Annotated in this window: 16 protein-coding genes; 2 read left to right on the top strand and 14 right to left on the bottom strand. The window is 38.3% G+C overall.

From position 1 onward, the window contains the following. Positions 1–947: 947 nt before the first annotated feature. The 4 genes from AAEZ18_RS15140 to AAEZ18_RS15125 all read right to left on the bottom strand — a co-directional run bounded on the left by AAEZ18_RS15140 (position 948) and on the right by AAEZ18_RS15125 (position 3,115). Complete coding sequence (locus tag AAEZ18_RS15140) at positions 948–1,181, bottom strand: DUF1090 domain-containing protein (RefSeq protein ID WP_350595119.1); 234 nt, start codon at positions 1,179–1,181, stop codon at positions 948–950. A 256-nt stretch (positions 1,182–1,437) separates the two neighbouring features. After that, positions 1,438–2,010 (bottom strand): MiaE family protein, encoded by a 573-nt coding sequence (locus AAEZ18_RS15135; protein WP_011328238.1) that lies wholly within the window; start codon positions 2,008–2,010, stop codon positions 1,438–1,440. Between the two features lie 87 nt (positions 2,011–2,097). Next, complete coding sequence (locus AAEZ18_RS15130) at positions 2,098–2,730, bottom strand: sulfotransferase (protein WP_350595118.1); 633 nt, start codon at positions 2,728–2,730, stop codon at positions 2,098–2,100. A gap of 10 nt (positions 2,731–2,740) precedes the next feature. Then, positions 2,741–3,115, bottom strand: coding sequence for an MAPEG family protein (locus tag AAEZ18_RS15125; protein WP_011328240.1), 375 nt, complete (start codon positions 3,113–3,115; stop codon positions 2,741–2,743). A gap of 121 nt (positions 3,116–3,236) precedes the next feature. Between AAEZ18_RS15125 and AAEZ18_RS15120 the strand changes: the two genes are divergently transcribed. Next, complete coding sequence (locus tag AAEZ18_RS15120; protein WP_011328241.1) at positions 3,237–4,583, top strand: DUF2254 domain-containing protein; 1,347 nt, start codon at positions 3,237–3,239, stop codon at positions 4,581–4,583. A gap of 9 nt (positions 4,584–4,592) precedes the next feature. Here AAEZ18_RS15120 and AAEZ18_RS15115 read toward each other — a convergent pair whose 3' ends face one another. From AAEZ18_RS15115 to ggt, 3 genes are all read right to left on the bottom strand, one after another. Beyond that, the gene (locus AAEZ18_RS15115; protein WP_011328242.1) at positions 4,593–5,303 is read right to left on the bottom strand and encodes an SIMPL domain-containing protein; all 711 of its coding nucleotides are present in this window, start codon (positions 5,301–5,303) and stop codon (positions 4,593–4,595) included. A 217-nt stretch (positions 5,304–5,520) separates the two neighbouring features. Then, positions 5,521–7,215: an NAD-dependent malic enzyme gene (locus AAEZ18_RS15110; protein WP_011328243.1), complete on the bottom strand. Its 1,695-nt coding sequence runs from the start codon at positions 7,213–7,215 to the stop codon at positions 5,521–5,523. A gap of 151 nt (positions 7,216–7,366) precedes the next feature. Beyond that, the gene (ggt, locus tag AAEZ18_RS15105) at positions 7,367–9,145 is read right to left on the bottom strand and encodes a gamma-glutamyltransferase (protein WP_350595116.1); all 1,779 of its coding nucleotides are present in this window, start codon (positions 9,143–9,145) and stop codon (positions 7,367–7,369) included. Positions 9,146–9,239: 94 nt separating this feature from the next. Between ggt and rrtA the strand changes: the two genes are divergently transcribed. Beyond that, positions 9,240–9,824, top strand: coding sequence for a rhombosortase (gene rrtA, locus AAEZ18_RS15100; protein ID WP_179807047.1), 585 nt, complete (start codon positions 9,240–9,242; stop codon positions 9,822–9,824). A 54-nt stretch (positions 9,825–9,878) separates the two neighbouring features. Here rrtA and AAEZ18_RS15095 read toward each other — a convergent pair whose 3' ends face one another. The 7 genes from AAEZ18_RS15095 to AAEZ18_RS15065 form a co-directional block, all read right to left on the bottom strand. After that, positions 9,879–12,383, bottom strand: coding sequence for a S9 family peptidase (locus AAEZ18_RS15095; protein ID WP_179807046.1), 2,505 nt, complete (start codon positions 12,381–12,383; stop codon positions 9,879–9,881). Positions 12,384–12,485: 102 nt separating this feature from the next. Next, positions 12,486–13,658, bottom strand: coding sequence for an endonuclease/exonuclease/phosphatase family protein (locus tag AAEZ18_RS15090; RefSeq protein ID WP_350595113.1), 1,173 nt, complete (start codon positions 13,656–13,658; stop codon positions 12,486–12,488). Then, on the bottom strand, positions 13,658–14,584 hold the full coding sequence (locus AAEZ18_RS15085; protein WP_011328248.1) for a YeiH family protein: 927 nt from the start codon (positions 14,582–14,584) through the stop codon (positions 13,658–13,660). Before AAEZ18_RS15085 ends, AAEZ18_RS15090 begins: the two co-directional genes overlap by 1 nt. Positions 14,585–14,590: 6 nt before the next feature. Continuing rightward, positions 14,591–14,815 (bottom strand): DUF2798 domain-containing protein, encoded by a 225-nt coding sequence (locus AAEZ18_RS15080; protein WP_011328249.1) that lies wholly within the window; start codon positions 14,813–14,815, stop codon positions 14,591–14,593. A gap of 57 nt (positions 14,816–14,872) precedes the next feature. Next, on the bottom strand, positions 14,873–16,021 hold the full coding sequence (locus AAEZ18_RS15075) for a 5-(carboxyamino)imidazole ribonucleotide synthase (protein ID WP_350595111.1): 1,149 nt from the start codon (positions 16,019–16,021) through the stop codon (positions 14,873–14,875). Positions 16,022–16,023: 2 nt separating this feature from the next. Further along, on the bottom strand, positions 16,024–16,506 hold the full coding sequence (purE, locus tag AAEZ18_RS15070) for a 5-(carboxyamino)imidazole ribonucleotide mutase (protein WP_011328251.1): 483 nt from the start codon (positions 16,504–16,506) through the stop codon (positions 16,024–16,026). 151 nt (positions 16,507–16,657) lie between these two features. After that, positions 16,658–18,247 carry an ABC-F family ATPase gene (locus AAEZ18_RS15065; RefSeq protein WP_080516828.1) on the bottom strand — a complete coding sequence of 530 codons (1,590 nt, stop codon included), beginning with the start codon at positions 18,245–18,247 and terminating at the stop codon, positions 16,658–16,660. Positions 18,248–18,481: the final 234 nt, after the last annotated feature.

Raw genomic sequence — 18,481 nt, 5'->3', positions numbered from 1 at the left:
CTGCTGTACCGAACCTTATCAGATCAACCGGCCAAGATAATTGTCGCTAGACCGGCCACCGTAATTGTCGCTTAATAAGCAGCCTTACTGTGATTTTAACTAAGTGATAATTCAATTAAATTTGCGCATAACTTACTACATAATTAACGCCTATAAATAAGCTTAAGTCTTTAACCTAGTTAATCGCTTTATTTTATCTTCTATTCCAATAGCTAACTAACATTTCTATTTCAATCCCATGCTGTTTTATTACTCTTTATGAGTAACAATCCGGCCATAATATTTGAATTGATATACCATATGCTTATACTTTGGCTATCAGTTGTAATAGTTTTTTATAAATAAACCTCAAAAAGATCTGGTTTATCACTGTTACACTCATGGGTTTTACCTGTATTTACATAGCTAGTTTTACAAAATAACGCTATTAACAGTAATAAATCAGCTGGTTTAGTTCGTTTTATAAGCAGGTGCTTTAAATAGCCTATTATGTAGGGTTTTAATTTTCAGTTTTAGTTATATTTGGTTTAATTATTAGTTATTTTAATTATGTTAAATTGTGGTGTGATTATGTTTATCACAGTAATGCGCTTGGTTATTTAACTAAAACTCCCTGCTGATAGTGGTTTTAACTATGAACTTCTAAGTTGTTGAAAGACAGCTGGTATAAAACAGAGTAATGGAAACGCGCTTCCCCATAATGTTTGATTGCTATTTGTAGTATGACTTTTTAAGTATAATTTTTAAGTGTATTTTAATTAGGCTAGTTTTAAAGATTGAAGTGCCCTGCACTGTATATAGTTATTGTTGCGTAATAATGTAATTAAATATGATGGTTAATCCGATAATATTCGCAGTACACTTGCTGTTAACGATAACCTAAAGCGTTAACAACAAGTAGCCACTGGTGATTTAATTAATTTTGCCAAGCTCATCTTTCAGATGTTTTAGTTTAAGCTTTCTGCTGTAATCTTTTTTTGATACTTACTAACTTTATCACTTTTACCTGCTTGTTTAGCATCTAGCAGATCTTCTTCATATTCAGCAATATCATTGTTAGCATCGTTTATTTTTTCTATTAAATCTTCTTTCAATATTTTTTCGCTGCAATTAGCTTTTGCTGCATGTAATGCCTTTTTTAACCCTTCAATCTTGTATTTATTGCCATGTTCCTTAGCTATGGCAAGCTGGCTTTCTATCTCGCAAAATTTTTTTCACAGCCAGTCAAATCACTACACGCTAATGATGCTGCAACCGATGTAGATGACAGCATAAATAGAATACCTGCTGTTGTTGGTATTACTTTATATTTTGAAAATATATTAATCATCAGCTTTGTCCAAACATAATAATTATTAAATTATGCGTAATTGTTACAAACAAAAAAGCGCCAAATATAAATTTAGCGCTTTTAGAGTATGGCATTAACAGCTTAAATTAATGCAGTGCCGCAGTAAACGGAATGCTTTCACAAATTTTAGCTTCCGCTATTAGTAGCTCTTCTAGGCGTATGTCTACTTCTTCTTTATCAAAATACTCATACGCTAGTTCTACAAATAAGTTTTTATGTTTTTCTTCTGATTCGGCAATCGCAATGTAAAACTCTTTTTCTTTGCCCTCTGGTAACGCTTGCGCCACTAGTGAAAAACGTTCGTGCCCTCTTGCCTCAATTACCCCACCGACTAATAATCGATCCATTAAAAAACCGTCGCGGCCGTGTCTAAATAAAGCACGTATTTGTTTTATATAAGGGTCTTTTTTGTCGTCACCTAAATTTACATCACGTGAAATTAAAATTTTCAGCACTTCTTTAAAATGAATCATTTCTTCAAGTGCTAAGTCTGCCATAGCTGTAACCAGTTTACGTTTATCGGGGTAATGCGACAGCATAGACATGGCCATACCCGATGCTTTTTTTTCGGCTGCGGCGTGGTCTTGTAAAAAAGTATCGAAGTCATCAAGTACAACTTCGGTCCATTCAAATGGAGTGTGGTATTTCAATTCAAACATGCTCTGTACTACTTATAACAAGGTGTAAAATAATGCGCAGATTTTAGCGTATATTAGGTAAAAAATCATGCTCCTAAGCCTGTAAAGTTAAACCTTGTAGCGTAACAGTTTATCTATGCGCCCTTTTGCTGTTGATTCAACTTTTAGCGGATGTTTTATATCGTTCCAGGCAGTAACTTTGCCGCCCATATTCATTTTTTCAAAATCTGTTTTATTACTTTTAATCGCTAAAAAATCACAGAGCATTTTGTAGCTTTGCGGTTTTGCTATATTTATTGATAAAAAGCGTTGCTCTTGGTGTTTAAAATAATTTTTAGCGTCATTGATATGCGCGTTATAACAATGCGTTAAGTAACTATCATCGTTTATATTATCAATTGTTAAATTACTAAATGTATTTAAATAACAATGCTTTATATGAATATTAAAGCCACCATCAGTGCGTGTTAAATTAGTATGCATACGTAATAATAATTGCTTTATTGATGGTAGCCATACGTTAAGCTCACGCTCTAAATAAATAAATTTTGCATCCGGATAATACTTATCGAGAGCTTTATAATCATTAAAAATTGGCGTATCGGCAATTGCATGGGCGTTATCAAAACAATTGTTTGTGTAAGCAGTATGCGCTGTTGGTATACCAAACTCTAAAAAAGCATGGCAAACACTTGTAGTGCCTGTACGGGGTAAACCAATAATAAATATTTTGTTATTCATACTATTAAATTTAACTAAAGCGGGTTAATAAAATAACTAAAGCACTTATAAGCATAGTTAAAAATGTAGCTATAACACCAATTTGGCGGTACTTTAGGTTTTTTTCTACTATGCCAAAATTATGAAAAACGCGGCCTATAAGCAACATTGCACCAAGTGCATGGCAATAATGACTCGCTAACCCCTGATATTCTGCTAAAAAAAGCAAAATAATAGCAAACGGTACATATTCCATAAAATTACCATGGGCACGAATTGCCCGTTGCAACTGTGGATTTTCGCCTTCACCAAGTGATATTTGCGCTGCCCTGCGCACGTTTATTACATTAAAGCTTAAGTAAATATAGTAAAATGCAAGTAATGCAGCGTATGTTGAAATGATCACAGTATTATCCTAATATTTTTGGCAATAATAACACACAAGTTAACCTTCATTATCAGAAGTTTAGCTTACAACTATGCTAAAGTATTAATAATACTCTTATACAATAAAGCATAAGGATTTTATGTTTGTACCTCGCAAAGTAGCCGACAGTTATCGAGAAATGATAAATAGTATTGGCTTTTACCCTTCTTTACTTTCAATTGCATTTTTAACCTTTGCGGTTATTACGATGTCGGTTGAATATATGCCCATTATTGAAAAGCTAAAGTCGTTTATATCTGTAGTATTAGTAGATAGCGCCGAAAATGCGCGAACTGTTTTAAGTACCTTAGCCGGCAGTATTATTTCGTTAACTGTGTTTAGTTTTTCAATGGTAATGGTGGTATTAAACTCAGCCAGTGCCAGTTTATCGCCGCGTGTAGTACCTGGATTAATAACCCGGAAATCTCACCAACTGGTATTAGGTTTTTATTTAGGCAGTATTATTTACTCAGTAATTATGCTCATAAATATTAATAAACTCGAGAATGGCGCCATGGCTATACCGGCACTTGGGGTATTATTTGCGCTTATTTTTGGTTTGATTTCGTTAGGGCTATTCGTATTTTTTATTCACTCTATATCTCGCGCTATTCAAGTAGATAATGTTTTAAATGGTTTATTTAGCCAAACAAAAAGTGAAATTAAAACCATTATTAAAAGTCAGCAAGAAGCGCCGCTTAAAAATCTTCCCGACTTTACTGATTGGCATTCTATAAATAGTCAAACTGAAGGCTACTACAAAGGAGTGCACACCGATAAGCTTTGCGCCTTATTATCTGCAGAAGAAATTGAGCTTTATATCACTGTTAAACAAGGTTATTTTACAGTTAAAGGTTATCCATTTTTAAAGTGTAATAAAGATATTTCAAGTAATGATGAGTTAATTACTAAAATTTTAAGCTGTTTTATTTTTTATATAGAAGAGTATATTAGCGACCATTATCGTTATGGTTTAACGCAAATATCAGAAATAGCCGTTAAAGCGATGAGCCCAGGCATAAACGATCCGGGTACAGCAGTTAAAGCCATTGATATGTTGAGTATTTTATTAATTAAACGACTTTCAATAAGTGATATTAATTACAGCTTTAAACACAGCAAAGATACGCCATTATTATATATACACGAAACCCGCTTTGATGAATTACTGCATGATAATTTTACACCGCTACGTAATTACGCTAAAGGCGATGCGTACGTAATGACCAATGTGTTAGAAGCATTTAAAAATATTTTATTTGTTGCTCACGAAAATTCAGCGGCGAGGGAAAGTTTATTTAATTATTTAAATGCTATTGTTGATGACATTAACGAGCACGTAACGAATGAGTACGACAGGCAGGAAATTAATAATATGCTTAAATCAATTGCCCGTATTAGTAAGCAACAAGGTGATACATTACTGGCACGTTTTAAGCGCCAGTAAGTTATAAACTTAATCTATATAATAAACTGCATAACTAGATGCAGTTATAATGATTTCACCTGCATGATAGGCATCGGGAACATAATTACTCGGTGTACTATCTGAGAGCATCACTTTTTCGGCGCGCATATAAGGGGCTGATTGCACATTTAATGGCTGCATAGATGCGCTATATAAGCCTTTTAACTCTACGCCAAACTCACTGCTAAACTCTTTAGCTGCATCGCGAGTATCTTTTATAGCCAGTTTTTGCGCTTTTTTGTAGAGTTCATCGTAATTGCTTGCTAAAAAACGCGTATGGTTAATTTCGTTAATACCATTGTTTACTAAGTTTTGTAGTAACTCGGGATATTTATTAATGGCATTAAGCTTAACCGTTAAAGATCTGCTAACCCTAAAACCTTTAAATTGTTGCTCACCGCTTTCACGATTATATTGGCTTTCTCGGTTTATTGATATTTGCCCGGCATTAATATCTGCATCACTTACACCTAATGCTGTTACTAATTTTATTGCCTTAGCCATGGTTATATCGGTTTTATTTTTTGCAGCAATTAAATCTTTATCTATTTCGGTAATGCCAACATTTAATAATACATGGTCTGGCATGGTGGTAATTGTTGCCTCACCTTTAACATAAATATGCGGTGTATCGGGTGTGGCCGCAGCAAATGCATTAAAGCTCAGTGCTGCACCTAAAAATAAAGTAAACGTTTTCATAAGTGAATCCTTTTATATTAACCGTAACAACTGGTTATATTACTAACTTTATTAAATTCGCAATCCTTTATTGGTCACTAATTTAATACAAAAAGTATTTACAGCCTGCTATATATTAAGCTTATTAAACACTTTAAGTGGTTAATTACAGATGAACAAGTACAAAAAACAGGCCGTAGCCTGTTTTTTAATTATTACTAAATACTAAGTTGCAGCTTTAAATGCTACTGCGCTTATAGTTACGGTACTTAGGTAACCAGTAGTTTTTATCGATAGCAGCCCATAGTGCGTCGTCAGAAATATCAAGAGCAACGCCCTCTTCAATCGCTTTTTTGCCTACAGCAAATGCAATACGTTTACTTAGGGTTTCAATTTCTGTAAGTGCCGGCAATAAACTTCCTTTACCTGTGTTTGCACGCGGCGATGATTCAGCCAGCATTTCGCTAGAAACACTTAACATAGCATCTGTAATACGCGTTGCTTTTGCAGCTATAACCCCTAAACCAATTCCCGGGAAAATATAACTGTTGTTACACTGCGGAATTGGGAAAAGCTCACCATTATATTCAACTGGGGCAAATGGGCTACCTGTAGCAACAAGTGCTTTACCTTCGGTCCAGTTAATAATATCTATTGGGTGTGCTTCTACCTGTTTTGACGGGTTACTTAATGGGAAAATAATAGGTTGTGCACAACCTGAATACATAGCGCGTATTACTTGTTCGGTAAATAAACCAGGTTGGCCCGAAACACCAATTAAAATATCGGGTTTAGAGCAATGCATTACATCAAGTAATGACGCAAATTCGCCGCTGTACGTCCATTCACTCAAACGAGCTTGTGGTTGCGCTAAAACTTGCTGAAAGTCGCGTAGACCTTCCATACCTTCCGATAACAAACCAAAGCGGTCAACCATAAATACCTGGCTGCGTGCTTGCGCTTCGCTAATACCTTCAAAAACCATTTGGCTTACAATTTGCTCAGCAATACCACAACCCGCAGAGCCAGCACCAACAAATACTACTTTTTGATCTGCTAGGCGTTCGTTTTTAACTCTACACGCAGCAAGCAATGAGCCAACAGTTACTGCAGCTGTGCCTTGAATGTCGTCATTAAAACTACAAATTTCATTGCGGTAACGTTTCAGCAGTGGCATCGCATTTGGCTGAGCAAAGTCTTCAAACTGTAGTAATACATTTGGCCAGCGACGCTTGATTGCTTTAATAAATAAGTCTAAAAACTCATCGTACTCATCTTGAGTAATACGCTTATGACGCGCACCCATATACATAGGATCGTTTAATAGCTTCTCGTTATTTGTACCCACATCTAGCATTACCGGTAATGTATACGCAGGGCTAATGCCACCACATGCGGTATACAAAGATAGCTTACCAATAGGAATACCCATGCCACCAATACCTTGGTCACCTAAGCCTAAAATGCGTTCACCATCGGTTACCACAATTACTTTTACTTTACCTTTGGTGGCATTGCGTAAAATGTCGTCTATTTGAAAACGATTTTCATATGAAATAAATAATCCACGTGCGCTGCGATATATATCTGAGAATTTTTCACAGGCATCACCCACTGTTGGGGTGTAAATTATTGGCATCATTTCTTCAATATGATCACGCACTAAACGATAATAAAGTGTTTCGTTATTATCTTGAATTGCACGTAAATAAATATGCTTATTAAGATTGTCGGTAAAACTAGAATACTGCTGGTAACAACGCTCTACCTGCTCTTCGATTGTTTCATAACGAGGAGGCAGTAAACCCGCAATATTAAAGTTTTCGCGTTCTTTTTGGCTAAATGCACTGCCTTTATTGAGTAATGGCGTTTCAAGAAGGCCGGGGCCAGAATGATGAATATAAAGATAATTTGGATCGGTATTTGTAGTCATATTTCCAAGCTTTACTTAGTCTTAAGTTATGATCTGCCATTATCGGTGTTAAAGGCTAAATTGCAATGCTATTTAACCTTGTCAGACCATTGAGAATATATAAATGCGCTAATTTTAAACACTAGCTTAGCGCATTTGTATTATACATAATTTAGAATTTTAAAGTGGCGCTTTTATCAGTTAAATCAGACAAAGCCACCCCTTCACGGCGAGGATCGGCGCCGCCTATTAATGTGTTGTTTTTTACTTCAACTGCATGTAAACCAGAATTTAAATCTAAAATTCTAACATTATGACCACGCTTGCTAAGTGCTGGCGCTAATGCTTCAAGCGCAGTGCCTTTTTCAAGGCTAGTGTAGTCGTTACGATTAGTAGTACGTGGTAGATTAATTGCTTCTTGAACAGATAAATCCCAATCAAGCACGCCAATTACCACTTGCGCAACGTAACTAATAATACGGCTTCCGCCAGGAGAACCGACAACCAAACGTAAACTTCCATCTTTATTAAATACCATTACTGGCGACATAGAGCTGCGCGGGCGCTTGCCAGCTTCAACTCGGTTTGCTACAAGCTGGCCGTTTTTACGCGGCGATAATGAAAAGTCAGTCAGTTGATTATTTAAAATAAAACCATTTACCATTACCGTTGAGCCAAAAGCCATTTCTATTGAACTGGTCATAGACACTGCATTACCTTGGCTATCTACAATCGACACATGGCTGGTTGATGGCAATTCGAACGAGTCATCTTTGGCATAACTTAAGTAATCAACTGGGTTACCAGCAACGGCTGTTATATCTTGCTCGGTAATTAGTTTTGCACGTGTGGCTATATAGTCTTTATTTAATAATTCCTTGGTAGGTACTTGGGTAAAATCGGGATCGCCCATGTAAACATCCCTATCGGCAAACGCAATTCTTGATGCTTGGCTAAAGTAATGCAGTGCTTGCTCACCATTGGCTGGCAGTGCGCCCATGTTTTTATGCTCTAATAAGCCAAGCATTTGCAGCACAGCTACCCCGCCGCTACTGGGTGGTGCCATAGAACATACATTATAAACACGGTACTCAATACATACCGCCTCGCGCTCTTTGCTAGTGTAATTAGCCAGATCTTGCTCATTTAATTTGCCAGGCGCTATTTTAGAGTGCTGTACCGCATTAACCATTTGTTTGGCATTAGCGCCCTTATAAAATGCATCAATACCATTACTAGCAATCTCTTTGTATAAATTAGCTAATGGCTGGTTTTTTTTGATGCTACCTATCGCAATTAATTTACCGTTTGGGAAAAAGTAGTCGTTAATTACTGGCATGCTCATTACGCCAGGGTTTAATTGGCGCTGCAGTAAACCCTGTAATCGCGGCGAAACCTCAAAGCCTTGCTCTGCAAGCTCAATGGCTGGTTTAAATAAATCAGCCCAAGGTAGTTTACCGTATTGTTTATGTGCGTTAGCAAAGGCATGTAAAACCCCTGGCACACCTACTGAGCGTCCACCTACTATGGCTTCAATCCACTTCACGGCTTTGCCATGCTTATCTAAAAACAATGTTTCGTCGGCGTTTTCTGGTGCAGTTTCACGGCCATCAAAACTGGTTAATTTGTTGTTTACTTTGTTGTAGTACAGCATAAAGGTGCCGCCACCAATACCTGACGATTGTGGTTCTACTAAAGTCAGTACCAGTTGCGTTGCTATTGCAGCATCAACAGCGCTGCCGCCTTGCGCTAATATTTGCTGCCCAGCACGAGATGCATACGGGTTAGCTGCAACCACCATATAATTATTGCCGCTCACGGCTTGTTTATGTACTAAGCCGGTTGCGGCTTCTGGCTCGCGCGTTTCAATTTGAGTAAGGGGTTGTGCAAATAAAGGAAAAGACGTTGCACATAATGTAATAGCAAGTAATGCGTGATGTTTAAAGTTCATAAAGAGTAAATAACCTAAATTATCAGGAGTTAATTGGCATCTTAAAGTTAAACAGGCACAATATGCAAAAATTAATACTAAAAATTACAATTAAATGCTTAATTTACCAGTGCAACCTCGTTATTTACTCCCTCCTTTATTTTTAATGCTGCTAAGCGTTACTTTTGCTACTTTTGATTTAAATGACTTACTCGAATTTAATCGCGATTTAGTTACTCAGGGCGAATTGTGGCGAGTTTTTAGCAGCCAATTTGTTCATGCTAACTGGGCACATTTGGCGCTAAACTGCGGCGGTATTATTTTAATTTGGTTACTACATGGCGAATATACGTCGCCTAAACGCTACGCTATTAATATTAGCTTATTGGCTCTGTGGTGCGGCTTAGGTGTTTACTGGTTTTGCCCCAGTATTTATATTTACACTGGGCTAAGCGCACTGTTACATGGCGTTATTATTTGGGGCGCAGTTAAAGATACAACACTTGAGCTTAAGTCGGGCTATTTATTGTTTATTGGGGTGTGGCTTAAAATAATATTTGAGCAGCTAAATGGTCCTAATGCTGATATTGGTAAGCTTATAAACTCAACCGTTGCAATTGACGCGCACTTAATTGGTGCTATTGGTGGTACTTTATTAGCTGCACCTTTATTAGTTAACTACATTAAAAACAAAAACTAAATATAAAAAACGCCACTTAAAAGTGGCGTTTTAGGTGTAACTTGTTATTAATCGTTACAGGGTTTCTTTAAACAGTTTATAAATACGGCGATATTCATCTAACCAGCTCGATGGCTGCACAAAACCGTGCGGCTCTACCGGAAAAATAGCCGTTTCAAAGTTTTCTTTTTCAAGCTCAATTAAACGCTGTACTAATCTAACCGTATCTTGAAAAAACACGTTGTCGTCAACCATAGGCGCATTAATTAATAAGCGTTTGTTTAAACCCTCAGCATAGTAAATAGGCGAACTGCGCTCATATGCAATTGGATCAACATCCGGATGGTTTAATATATTTGCCGTGTACGGCGCATTATAATGAGCCCAATCGGTAACGGGGCGAAGTGCAGCACCCGCTTGAAACAATTCTGGCGCGGTAAATAACGCCATAAAGGTCATAAAGCCGCCATAAGAGCCGCCATACGTGCCTACAGCTTGCGTATTTACGTTGGCATTTTCTGCCATCCATTTAACCCCATCAGCTAAATCTTGGGTTTCGGGTGTACCCATTTGACGATAAATTGCCGTACGCCAATCACGTCCATAGCCTTTAGATGCGCGGTAATCCATATCCATTACTACATAACCTTCGTCAGCTAATAACGAATGAAACATAAACTCACGAAAATACCCAGACCAGCCCAAGTGCGAATTTTGTAAGTAACCTGCACCGTGGTTAAAAATAACCGCTTTACGCTTTTTACCCACTTCGCCCTCTACATAATCAGCCGGATAGTACACTTTTGCGTAAATAGGTTGATCAGTATGGCTAGATGGCACTGCAATTATTTTAGGGGCTGTTAGCTTTTTAGCTAAAAACTCATCCGAAACCGTATGTGTTAACCGGGTAACCTGTGTGTTTGCTTTTGCATCAGCCACATACAACTCAGTTGGTAACATAATTGTTGAGTGCTTTAACAACAGCTTGGTTTGATCAGGGCTAAGTGTATAGTCGGTCATGCCATTAAGGTCGGTTACTTGCTCGTTTTTACCGGTTAGTGGATTTACACGGTAAATTTCGTATAGGCCTGGGTGTTCAACGTTAGCTTTATAATAAATAGCACTGTTATCGTCGGTAAGCGTAAGGTTAGATACTTCAAACTTACCTGTTGTTAGCGCTGTTGCTTTACCATTTAACGGCTTTTTATAAAGCTGACTGTAACCCGACTGCTCTGATAAATAATATAAGGTGTTAGAGTTGTGTAGCCAGCCAAAATCGTTAAAAGCATAGGCTATCCAAGCGTCGTCATGTAAACGATGTTGCGACACTAACTTATTATTTTTAAAATCGACGGTTGCTAACCAGCGATCTTTGTTATCCCACGCTTCTAGCATTATTGCTACGTTTGAGCCGTCGTCGTTCCAAATTATAGGGCTTTGATCCCAGCCCCAATCGCTAATTAAATTTATACCACGCGGCGCTTTTTTAGACTTATACGTTTTACCATCACGGGCATAGTTTTCTTTTTTAACCGCTGCTAATACGTCTTCATCAAAGCCCGGTAGGGTATCAAAGCTTAAGGTATTTTGACTTTTATCGTTTAAATTAATGTATACCAGCTCTGAAGTTTGCGACTTTTCGTCAGCTACTCGGCGGCGCGCTTTTTTAGGTTCAATGCGGGCATCATCGGTAATATAATTTGGCATTATATCGCTATCATCGCGCCAATCTCTTTGCTCTTGCACTACCACTAATAAAGCATCACCATTTGGCGATAACTGCACGTCTTTTACACTATTACCTTTGCCTAAATAAAACTCAGTATTAGCAATTGAGCTATTTTGCTGCTTAAGCTGTGCTTTGCGTGCTTGTTTATCTTTATTGTTTTTATGCGTTAGCGCTATGTAATCAATAAGTTTGTGCTGCTCTTTAGCAATATAACTGCTTGGCTCTGTAATGCCCTGGGGCTTATCTGCCAGTTTTAAATTAGCAATTTCAGTGGTTAAGCCTGAGCTTAAGTCAACTTTAAAAAATGTATTACCTTGACGATAAGCTAAGCTGCCATCATTTAAAAATTGTGGTTTAGATTCAGTGCTAGAGGTATGCGTTACTTGTTGAATTGCACCTGTTGTAACGCTTTTTACAAATATATTACCCTCAAATACATAGGCTTGCAGGGCTTTATTTTTTGAATAAACAGCTTTATTTGCACCTACAGTGTGCAGTTTATTAAGTGCTATTTGCTCTGCGCTTTGGCTTGTAATTGATTGGCTAAATAAGTTACGTAACTCATTACCTTGCTCTTTACGTGCATAAATAATGGTAGCAGAATCACTGCCCCAAAATGCGCGCTCTGGTTGACGTCCAAGCCAATCGGGATGGGCCATAGCTTGCTCTAACGTTATTTTAGTAGAGCCCATATCGGCGGGGGTATTAACAACGGCAGCAACAGGAGACGTTGTTACATTATTTTGCGTAGCTGTTGAAGATGATGCAGTTGCTTGACACCCTGCTAAAAAAACACTTGAGGCAACAGCCAGTGCTATTAATGTTTTGGACGATGAGATATTAAAAATCATAGTGCTTCTTAACGGTAATTATAATTAAGCCGTATTTAAGCAGAAGCACTTTGGTGATTGCAATTTTTTAAGACAAACGCCGGTGTAACTGAGTTAGGTTGCTTATTCTAAGCGTAAATCTAGCCAAACTAGTCGATGATCACTCGACGCATTTCTGTCTTTAATTAAGCGGTATAGCTGGCTATTTTTAGTTGGCCAAAATACCCCACCATCAATAATTTTTAACCCATAATGCGATGGCAAAACATAGTCAACCCGTGCTTGCCAACTTGCACTGTAATTTTTAGCATGGCTGTGCTGTGGATATTGCTCTTTTGCGCCAGCACTTTGCGGTATAAAACTGGCGTTTACAAGCGGATGCTTAAGTAGCTGATCTGTAGTTATAGTTCGCTGTTTATCACCCTCAGGGGCGGCATTTAAGTCACCTAAAATAACAAACCGAGACTGAGCATTTAAACCGCCTTTTTTACCTTTATCGTCATAAATATAATCGGCATTATTAATGTAGTCTGCAACTAACCTTACTTCATCATGGTTACGCTTGCCGTTTCTGTCCTCTAAGCCATCAAAAACCGGCGGGGTTGGGTGCGATGCAAGTATATGTACCGTTTTATTATTAACTGATATGGGTAAATCCCAAAAAGATTTTGAGCTCAAACGAATGTTTTGCCATTCTTGCTCGTTATACCAGTTTTTGCCTGTGGTTGGATCGATAGGCATTTGCGCATTAGGCATATCTTTATATTTAAAAGTTTGCAGCGTTCGTACTTTATCTAAATCGATTGGATAACGAGATAAAACAGCCATACCGTAATGGCCTTCAAAAAAACCAAAACCGTGAGCGTCACCCATTATTCCTGTTTTTTTACCATCGTTATCTAAATCAAACTCAGTGGCTAAACCGGTATTAACTGGCGCAATATAAAAATAAGGATAGTCTAGTGCCGCTTGATTATTTTGACTCACGTTTAAATAATGGCTTTTAAAGTACGCTATACCCTGCTCTTTTGGCACATAGTCAAACTCGTTTAATAGTATTATATCGGGGCGAACACGTTGAATTATTTCGGCAATATTTTTAATTTGTGAATGCTCTGCTTTAAGCGCGCTAACCAAAGAATCGCTTTTTACAGGGGTTTTTCTTGGTGTATAGTTAGTTGCATCCATACTTACATTAAAGGTGGCAACACGCAGTTGCGCCGCTGCAACGTAGTTGCTTAGCAGTAAACAAAACAACGTACTACCCAAAGTAATACTACTTAAATTACCTTTCATTATATCAACCCATCTAAAATTAATAATAAAATAACACTACTTACCACTATCCATAATAAAATTGCCATTATAAAGGGCTTAAGTCCGGCTTGTTTTAGTACTGCTAATGATAGGCCACTGCCAATTAAAAATAATGTAACTATAAGCAATTGTTTAGCAACTATATTAATAACGCTCCATACAGGTGAAAACTGTGGCAAATAAGTATTAATAAGTGCGGCGAGTACAAAGCCAACAATAAATAGTGGAATACTGGCTTTTTCATCTGAGCGTAAAAACACCCCAGCAAGCGCAGTATAAGGAATGATCCACATAGCGCGGGTTAATTTTACTGTGGTGGCAATGCTTAGTGCCACAGCGCCATAAGTAGCGGATGCACCTACAACACTGCTGGTATCGTGAATAGCTAAAGCAGCCCACATGCCAAATTGCTGCTCGGTTAAATTAAAATAATGGCCAATGGCCGGAAACAACAGTAAGCCCACGCCATTGAGCATAAATACTACGCCAAGTGCCACAGCCACTTCATGATCTTTTGCTTTAATTACCGGTGCCATAGCTGCAATAGCACTGCCACCACAAATAGCAGTGCCAAATGAAATTAATACGCCGGTATTGCGGTTAAGTTTAAATACTTGGGTAAGTATTTCACCTAAGCCAATTATTGCGGTAATACTCACAATAGTGAGCACTAAAGAGCTGCTACCCACTTCAATTACCTGATTAAAGTCAACGGCAAAACCAAGCCCGACCACCGCTGCTTTTAACATCCACTTACTGGCTTTTTGCGAAAGCTCGGCAAACGGATTACCTAATGTCATAGCAAAAGCAGCGCCTATTACCAGTGCACTACCAGCGCCAATAAAAGGAGTGATACATAATGCTAAAAGAATTAAAAACAATGGCTTTTTGAGTGTTAATGGCATGCTGTATTACGCTCGAATTATTTTATCAGTTAATTTGTGTACTAAAGGTGCAACTAGAATAACTGTAGGAAATGCGATAGAAAATGCAAATACCCATGCTTTGAGCCATATAGTTATAATATTATCGACCATTCCCACGTTAAATAATGAGATCACAAAAGACATAAAGCCCGACATTAATAGTGCCATTAAAAATGCAAACACAACATTGCGGTATTTAGGGTTAAACATAGGTGTAGCCTTTGGCGTTAAGCAATAAATTGAGATGTCCCAATTTATTGCTTATTTTTAGTTGAGTATCAAAGATGTACTCGTGGCTAAAATACCTGGGTAGGCTTGTTCTGGTAAACACTCGCTAAGTTCAGCTAAGCGCTCACCTAGTTGATGTAGACTTTGAGCTGAGACATTAATATGACCCATTTTACGCCCTGGTTTTACTGTTTTACCGTACCAATGACTAGTTACATCAGTCACTTCTAAAACTGCAGTAGGAATACTGGCTTGGCCAAGCACATTTATCATCGCAGTGGCGTGTTTAAGCTCAGTATTACCCAGAGGCAGCCCTGCAACCGCACGCATATGGTTTTCAAACTGCGAGCAATGGCAACCTTGCTGTGTCCAGTGGCCTGAGTTGTGTACACGCGGGGCAATTTCGTTTACCAGTAAAGTGCCTTTAACGTCAAAAAACTCAATTGCCAATACACCCACATAATTAAGCTCATTCGCTAATTTAGTAAAGGCATCAATAGCTTGCTGCTCTACATGGCTATTATTTAAACCTGCTACCGATAAGGTTAATACACCATTGGTGTGCTGGTTTTCGGTTAACGGATAAATTGCAACATTACCGTTTTTATCGCGTGCACCAATAATAGATACTTCACGATCGAACGGAATCATTTTTTCAGCAATAATAGTATGAGGTGCATGTGCTGTGCCTGAGGCAATAAAATCAGACATTTGAGCCCAAATTTCATCAATTTGATCGTCAGACTTTAATCGCCATTGGCCTTTACCATCGTAGCCTGCTTGACAGGTTTTAATAACTAAAGGTTTACCTAGGTTTTCAACCGCAAGCTCAAGGTGCGCTTTTTCAGTAATAAGTTGATACGGTGCGCACGCTACAGCTGTTTTATCTAGTAGTGCTTTTTCGACTTGGCGATCGCCACCGGTTTTAATGGCCGCTTTACCCGGATAAAACTTATTGCTATTACAACAAAGTGTTAATACATCGTCAGGTATATGCTCAAACTCAGCAGTAATTGCATCTGCGTTTGCTATGGCTTGCTCTAATGTGGTTGAGTAAACTTCGCCTGTGAGTGGGTGCACAATTTTTTGGCTGCCTACATCGTACGCAACCACGTTTAAATTAAGTGGCGCGCCAGCAAGGCTCATCATGCGTGCTAATTGCCCTGCACCTAAAATTAAAATAGTCATTATTACTCTGCAGGATTAGGGTTAGCTAAAATAGTGTCGGTTTGTTCTTTACGAAACGCTTCAATTTTTGCGAATATTTCAGGATTTTGACACCCTAAAATTTGCGCTGCAAGTAAACCTGCATTAGCAGCGCCAGGCTCACCAATAGCTAATGTCCCTACCGCAACACCTTTAGGCATTTGGCAAATAGAAAGTAGCGAATCAATACCATTAAGCGCTTTTGATTTAACTGGCACACCAAGTACTGGTAATGAGGTAAATGCAGCTGCCATACCCGGCAAATGGGCCGCGCCGCCTGCGCCTGCAATTATAACTTTAATACCACGGTCACTTGCTGAGCTTGCGTAATCAGCAAGGAGTTGAGGAGTTCGGTGGGCAGAAACTACTTTTGTTTCGTACTCAATGCCAAATTTTTCTAGCATGAGCGCCGCATGTTCCATGGTTGGCCAATCTGATTTAGAACCCATAATAATGCCAACTTTCATAAATACTCCTCAGTAATATACTATTTTAACTAGCGGACTTATGTCCGCTTTTATGGCGGGTATTATACCCAAAAGTCATTAAATTGCGACTAACAAAAACAAAAAAAGCCATGTTAAACATGGCTTTTTAAAGTTAGCAGTAAAGCGCTATTTACGCCTCTTTACTTGCTAGGTACTCAGCGTAGGTACCTCTAAAGTCAATAACCTTACCGTCTTTAACTTCCCAGATACGCGTAGCAACCGATGATACAAATTGGCGATCGTGAGACACAAACAATAAAGTACCTTCGTAGGCTTCAAGTGCTAAGTTAAGTGCTTCAATAGATTCCATATCCATGTGGTTGGTTGGCTCATCCATTAGTAATATATTTGGTTTATGCATCATAATTTTACCAAATAACATACGGCCTTGCTCACCACCCGATATTACTTTAACCGACTTTTTAATATCGTTTTGAGAGAACAACATACGGCCTAAAAAGCTACGTACTACTTGCTCGTCGTCGCCTTCTTGCTGCCATTGCTCCATCCACTCAAATAAGTTCATATCGGTGGCAAATTCATCTGCATGATCTTGCGCGTAATAACCAATATTGGCATTTTCAGACCACTTAAACTCACCCGACTTAGGCGCTAAACGCCCAGCAAAGGTATTTAACAGTGTTGTTTTACCTACACCGTTTTCGCCAATAATAGCAATGCGTTCACCTACTTCTACTAAACCTTCAAGGCCAGAGAACAAAGTGTTGTCGCCAAAACCTTGGCTAAGGTTAGTCATTTCTAGCGCATTACGGAATAATTGTTTTTCTTGATCGAAACGAATAAATGGCGTTTGACGTGATGACGCTTTAACTTCATCTAACTGAATTTTGTCGATACGTTTAGCACGCGACGTTGCTTGCTTAGCTTTTGACGCATTAGCAGAAAAACGCGATACAAATTGTTGAAGTTCAGCAATTTGGTTTTTCTTTTTGGCGTTTTCACTTAACAGACGCTCACGTGCTTGCGTTGCAGCAAACATGTATTCGTCGTAGTTACCTGAATAAATACGCAGCTCACCGTAATCAATATCGGCCATGTGGGTACAAACTGAGTTTAAAAAGTGGCGGTCATGCGAAATTATTATCATGGTGCAATCGCGTTGGTTCAATACATCTTCTAACCACTTGATTGTATAAATATCCAAGTTATTAGTAGGTTCATCGAGTAGCATTATTTCAGGATCTGAAAACAGTACCTGTGCTAAAAGTACACGCAATTTAAAACCTGGCGCAATTTCTGACATAGGGCCATAGTGTTGCTCAGTAGCAATACCTACACCTAATAACAACTCACCCGCTTTAGATTCTGCAGAGTAACCGTCCATTTCGGCAAATTCAGTTTCCAAATCGGCTACTTTCATGCCATCCGCTTCGCTCATTTCAGCTAAAGAGTAAATGCGGTCGCGTTCTTGTTTAATTTCCCATAACTGCTTGTGACCCATGATCACAGTATCAATTACAGAATACTCTTCGTACGCAAACTGGTCTTGGTTTAGTTTAGCAACTCGTTCATTTGGATCAGTGCTAACGTTACCCGAAGACGGCTCAAGCTCACCACTTAGAATTTTCATAAATGTTGATTTACCGCAACCATTAGCACCGATCAAACCGTAACGGTTGCCGTCGCCAAATTTTGCTGAGATGTTTTCAAATAATGGTTTAGCACCAAATTGCATGGTGATGTTAGCTGTACTAATAATAGCGCTACCCTCCAAGGGAGACATGATGTATTTTAATTGCGCGCAGTTTAAACCAAATTCATCGTTTTTTCTATGAAAGTTTAAAGGCTAAATACGCAAATAAGAGCCTGCTTTAATAACTATAATTAAGTTGTGAAATATTACTTAACGCACACTAGGTAACGCACCTTACAAAGCGATTAAATTGCCGCATAATTAAACAAATTTCAATTTTGAAAAGTTATCACCTCCTTA

It is taken from the genome of Pseudoalteromonas sp. 19-MNA-CIBAN-0066, assembly GCF_040308705.1.
In the GTDB taxonomy this organism is placed as follows: domain Bacteria; phylum Pseudomonadota; class Gammaproteobacteria; order Enterobacterales; family Alteromonadaceae; genus Pseudoalteromonas; species Pseudoalteromonas nigrifaciens.
The sequence above is the reverse complement of the archived record's forward strand: the minus strand, read 5'-3'. Positions and strand labels throughout refer to the sequence as shown.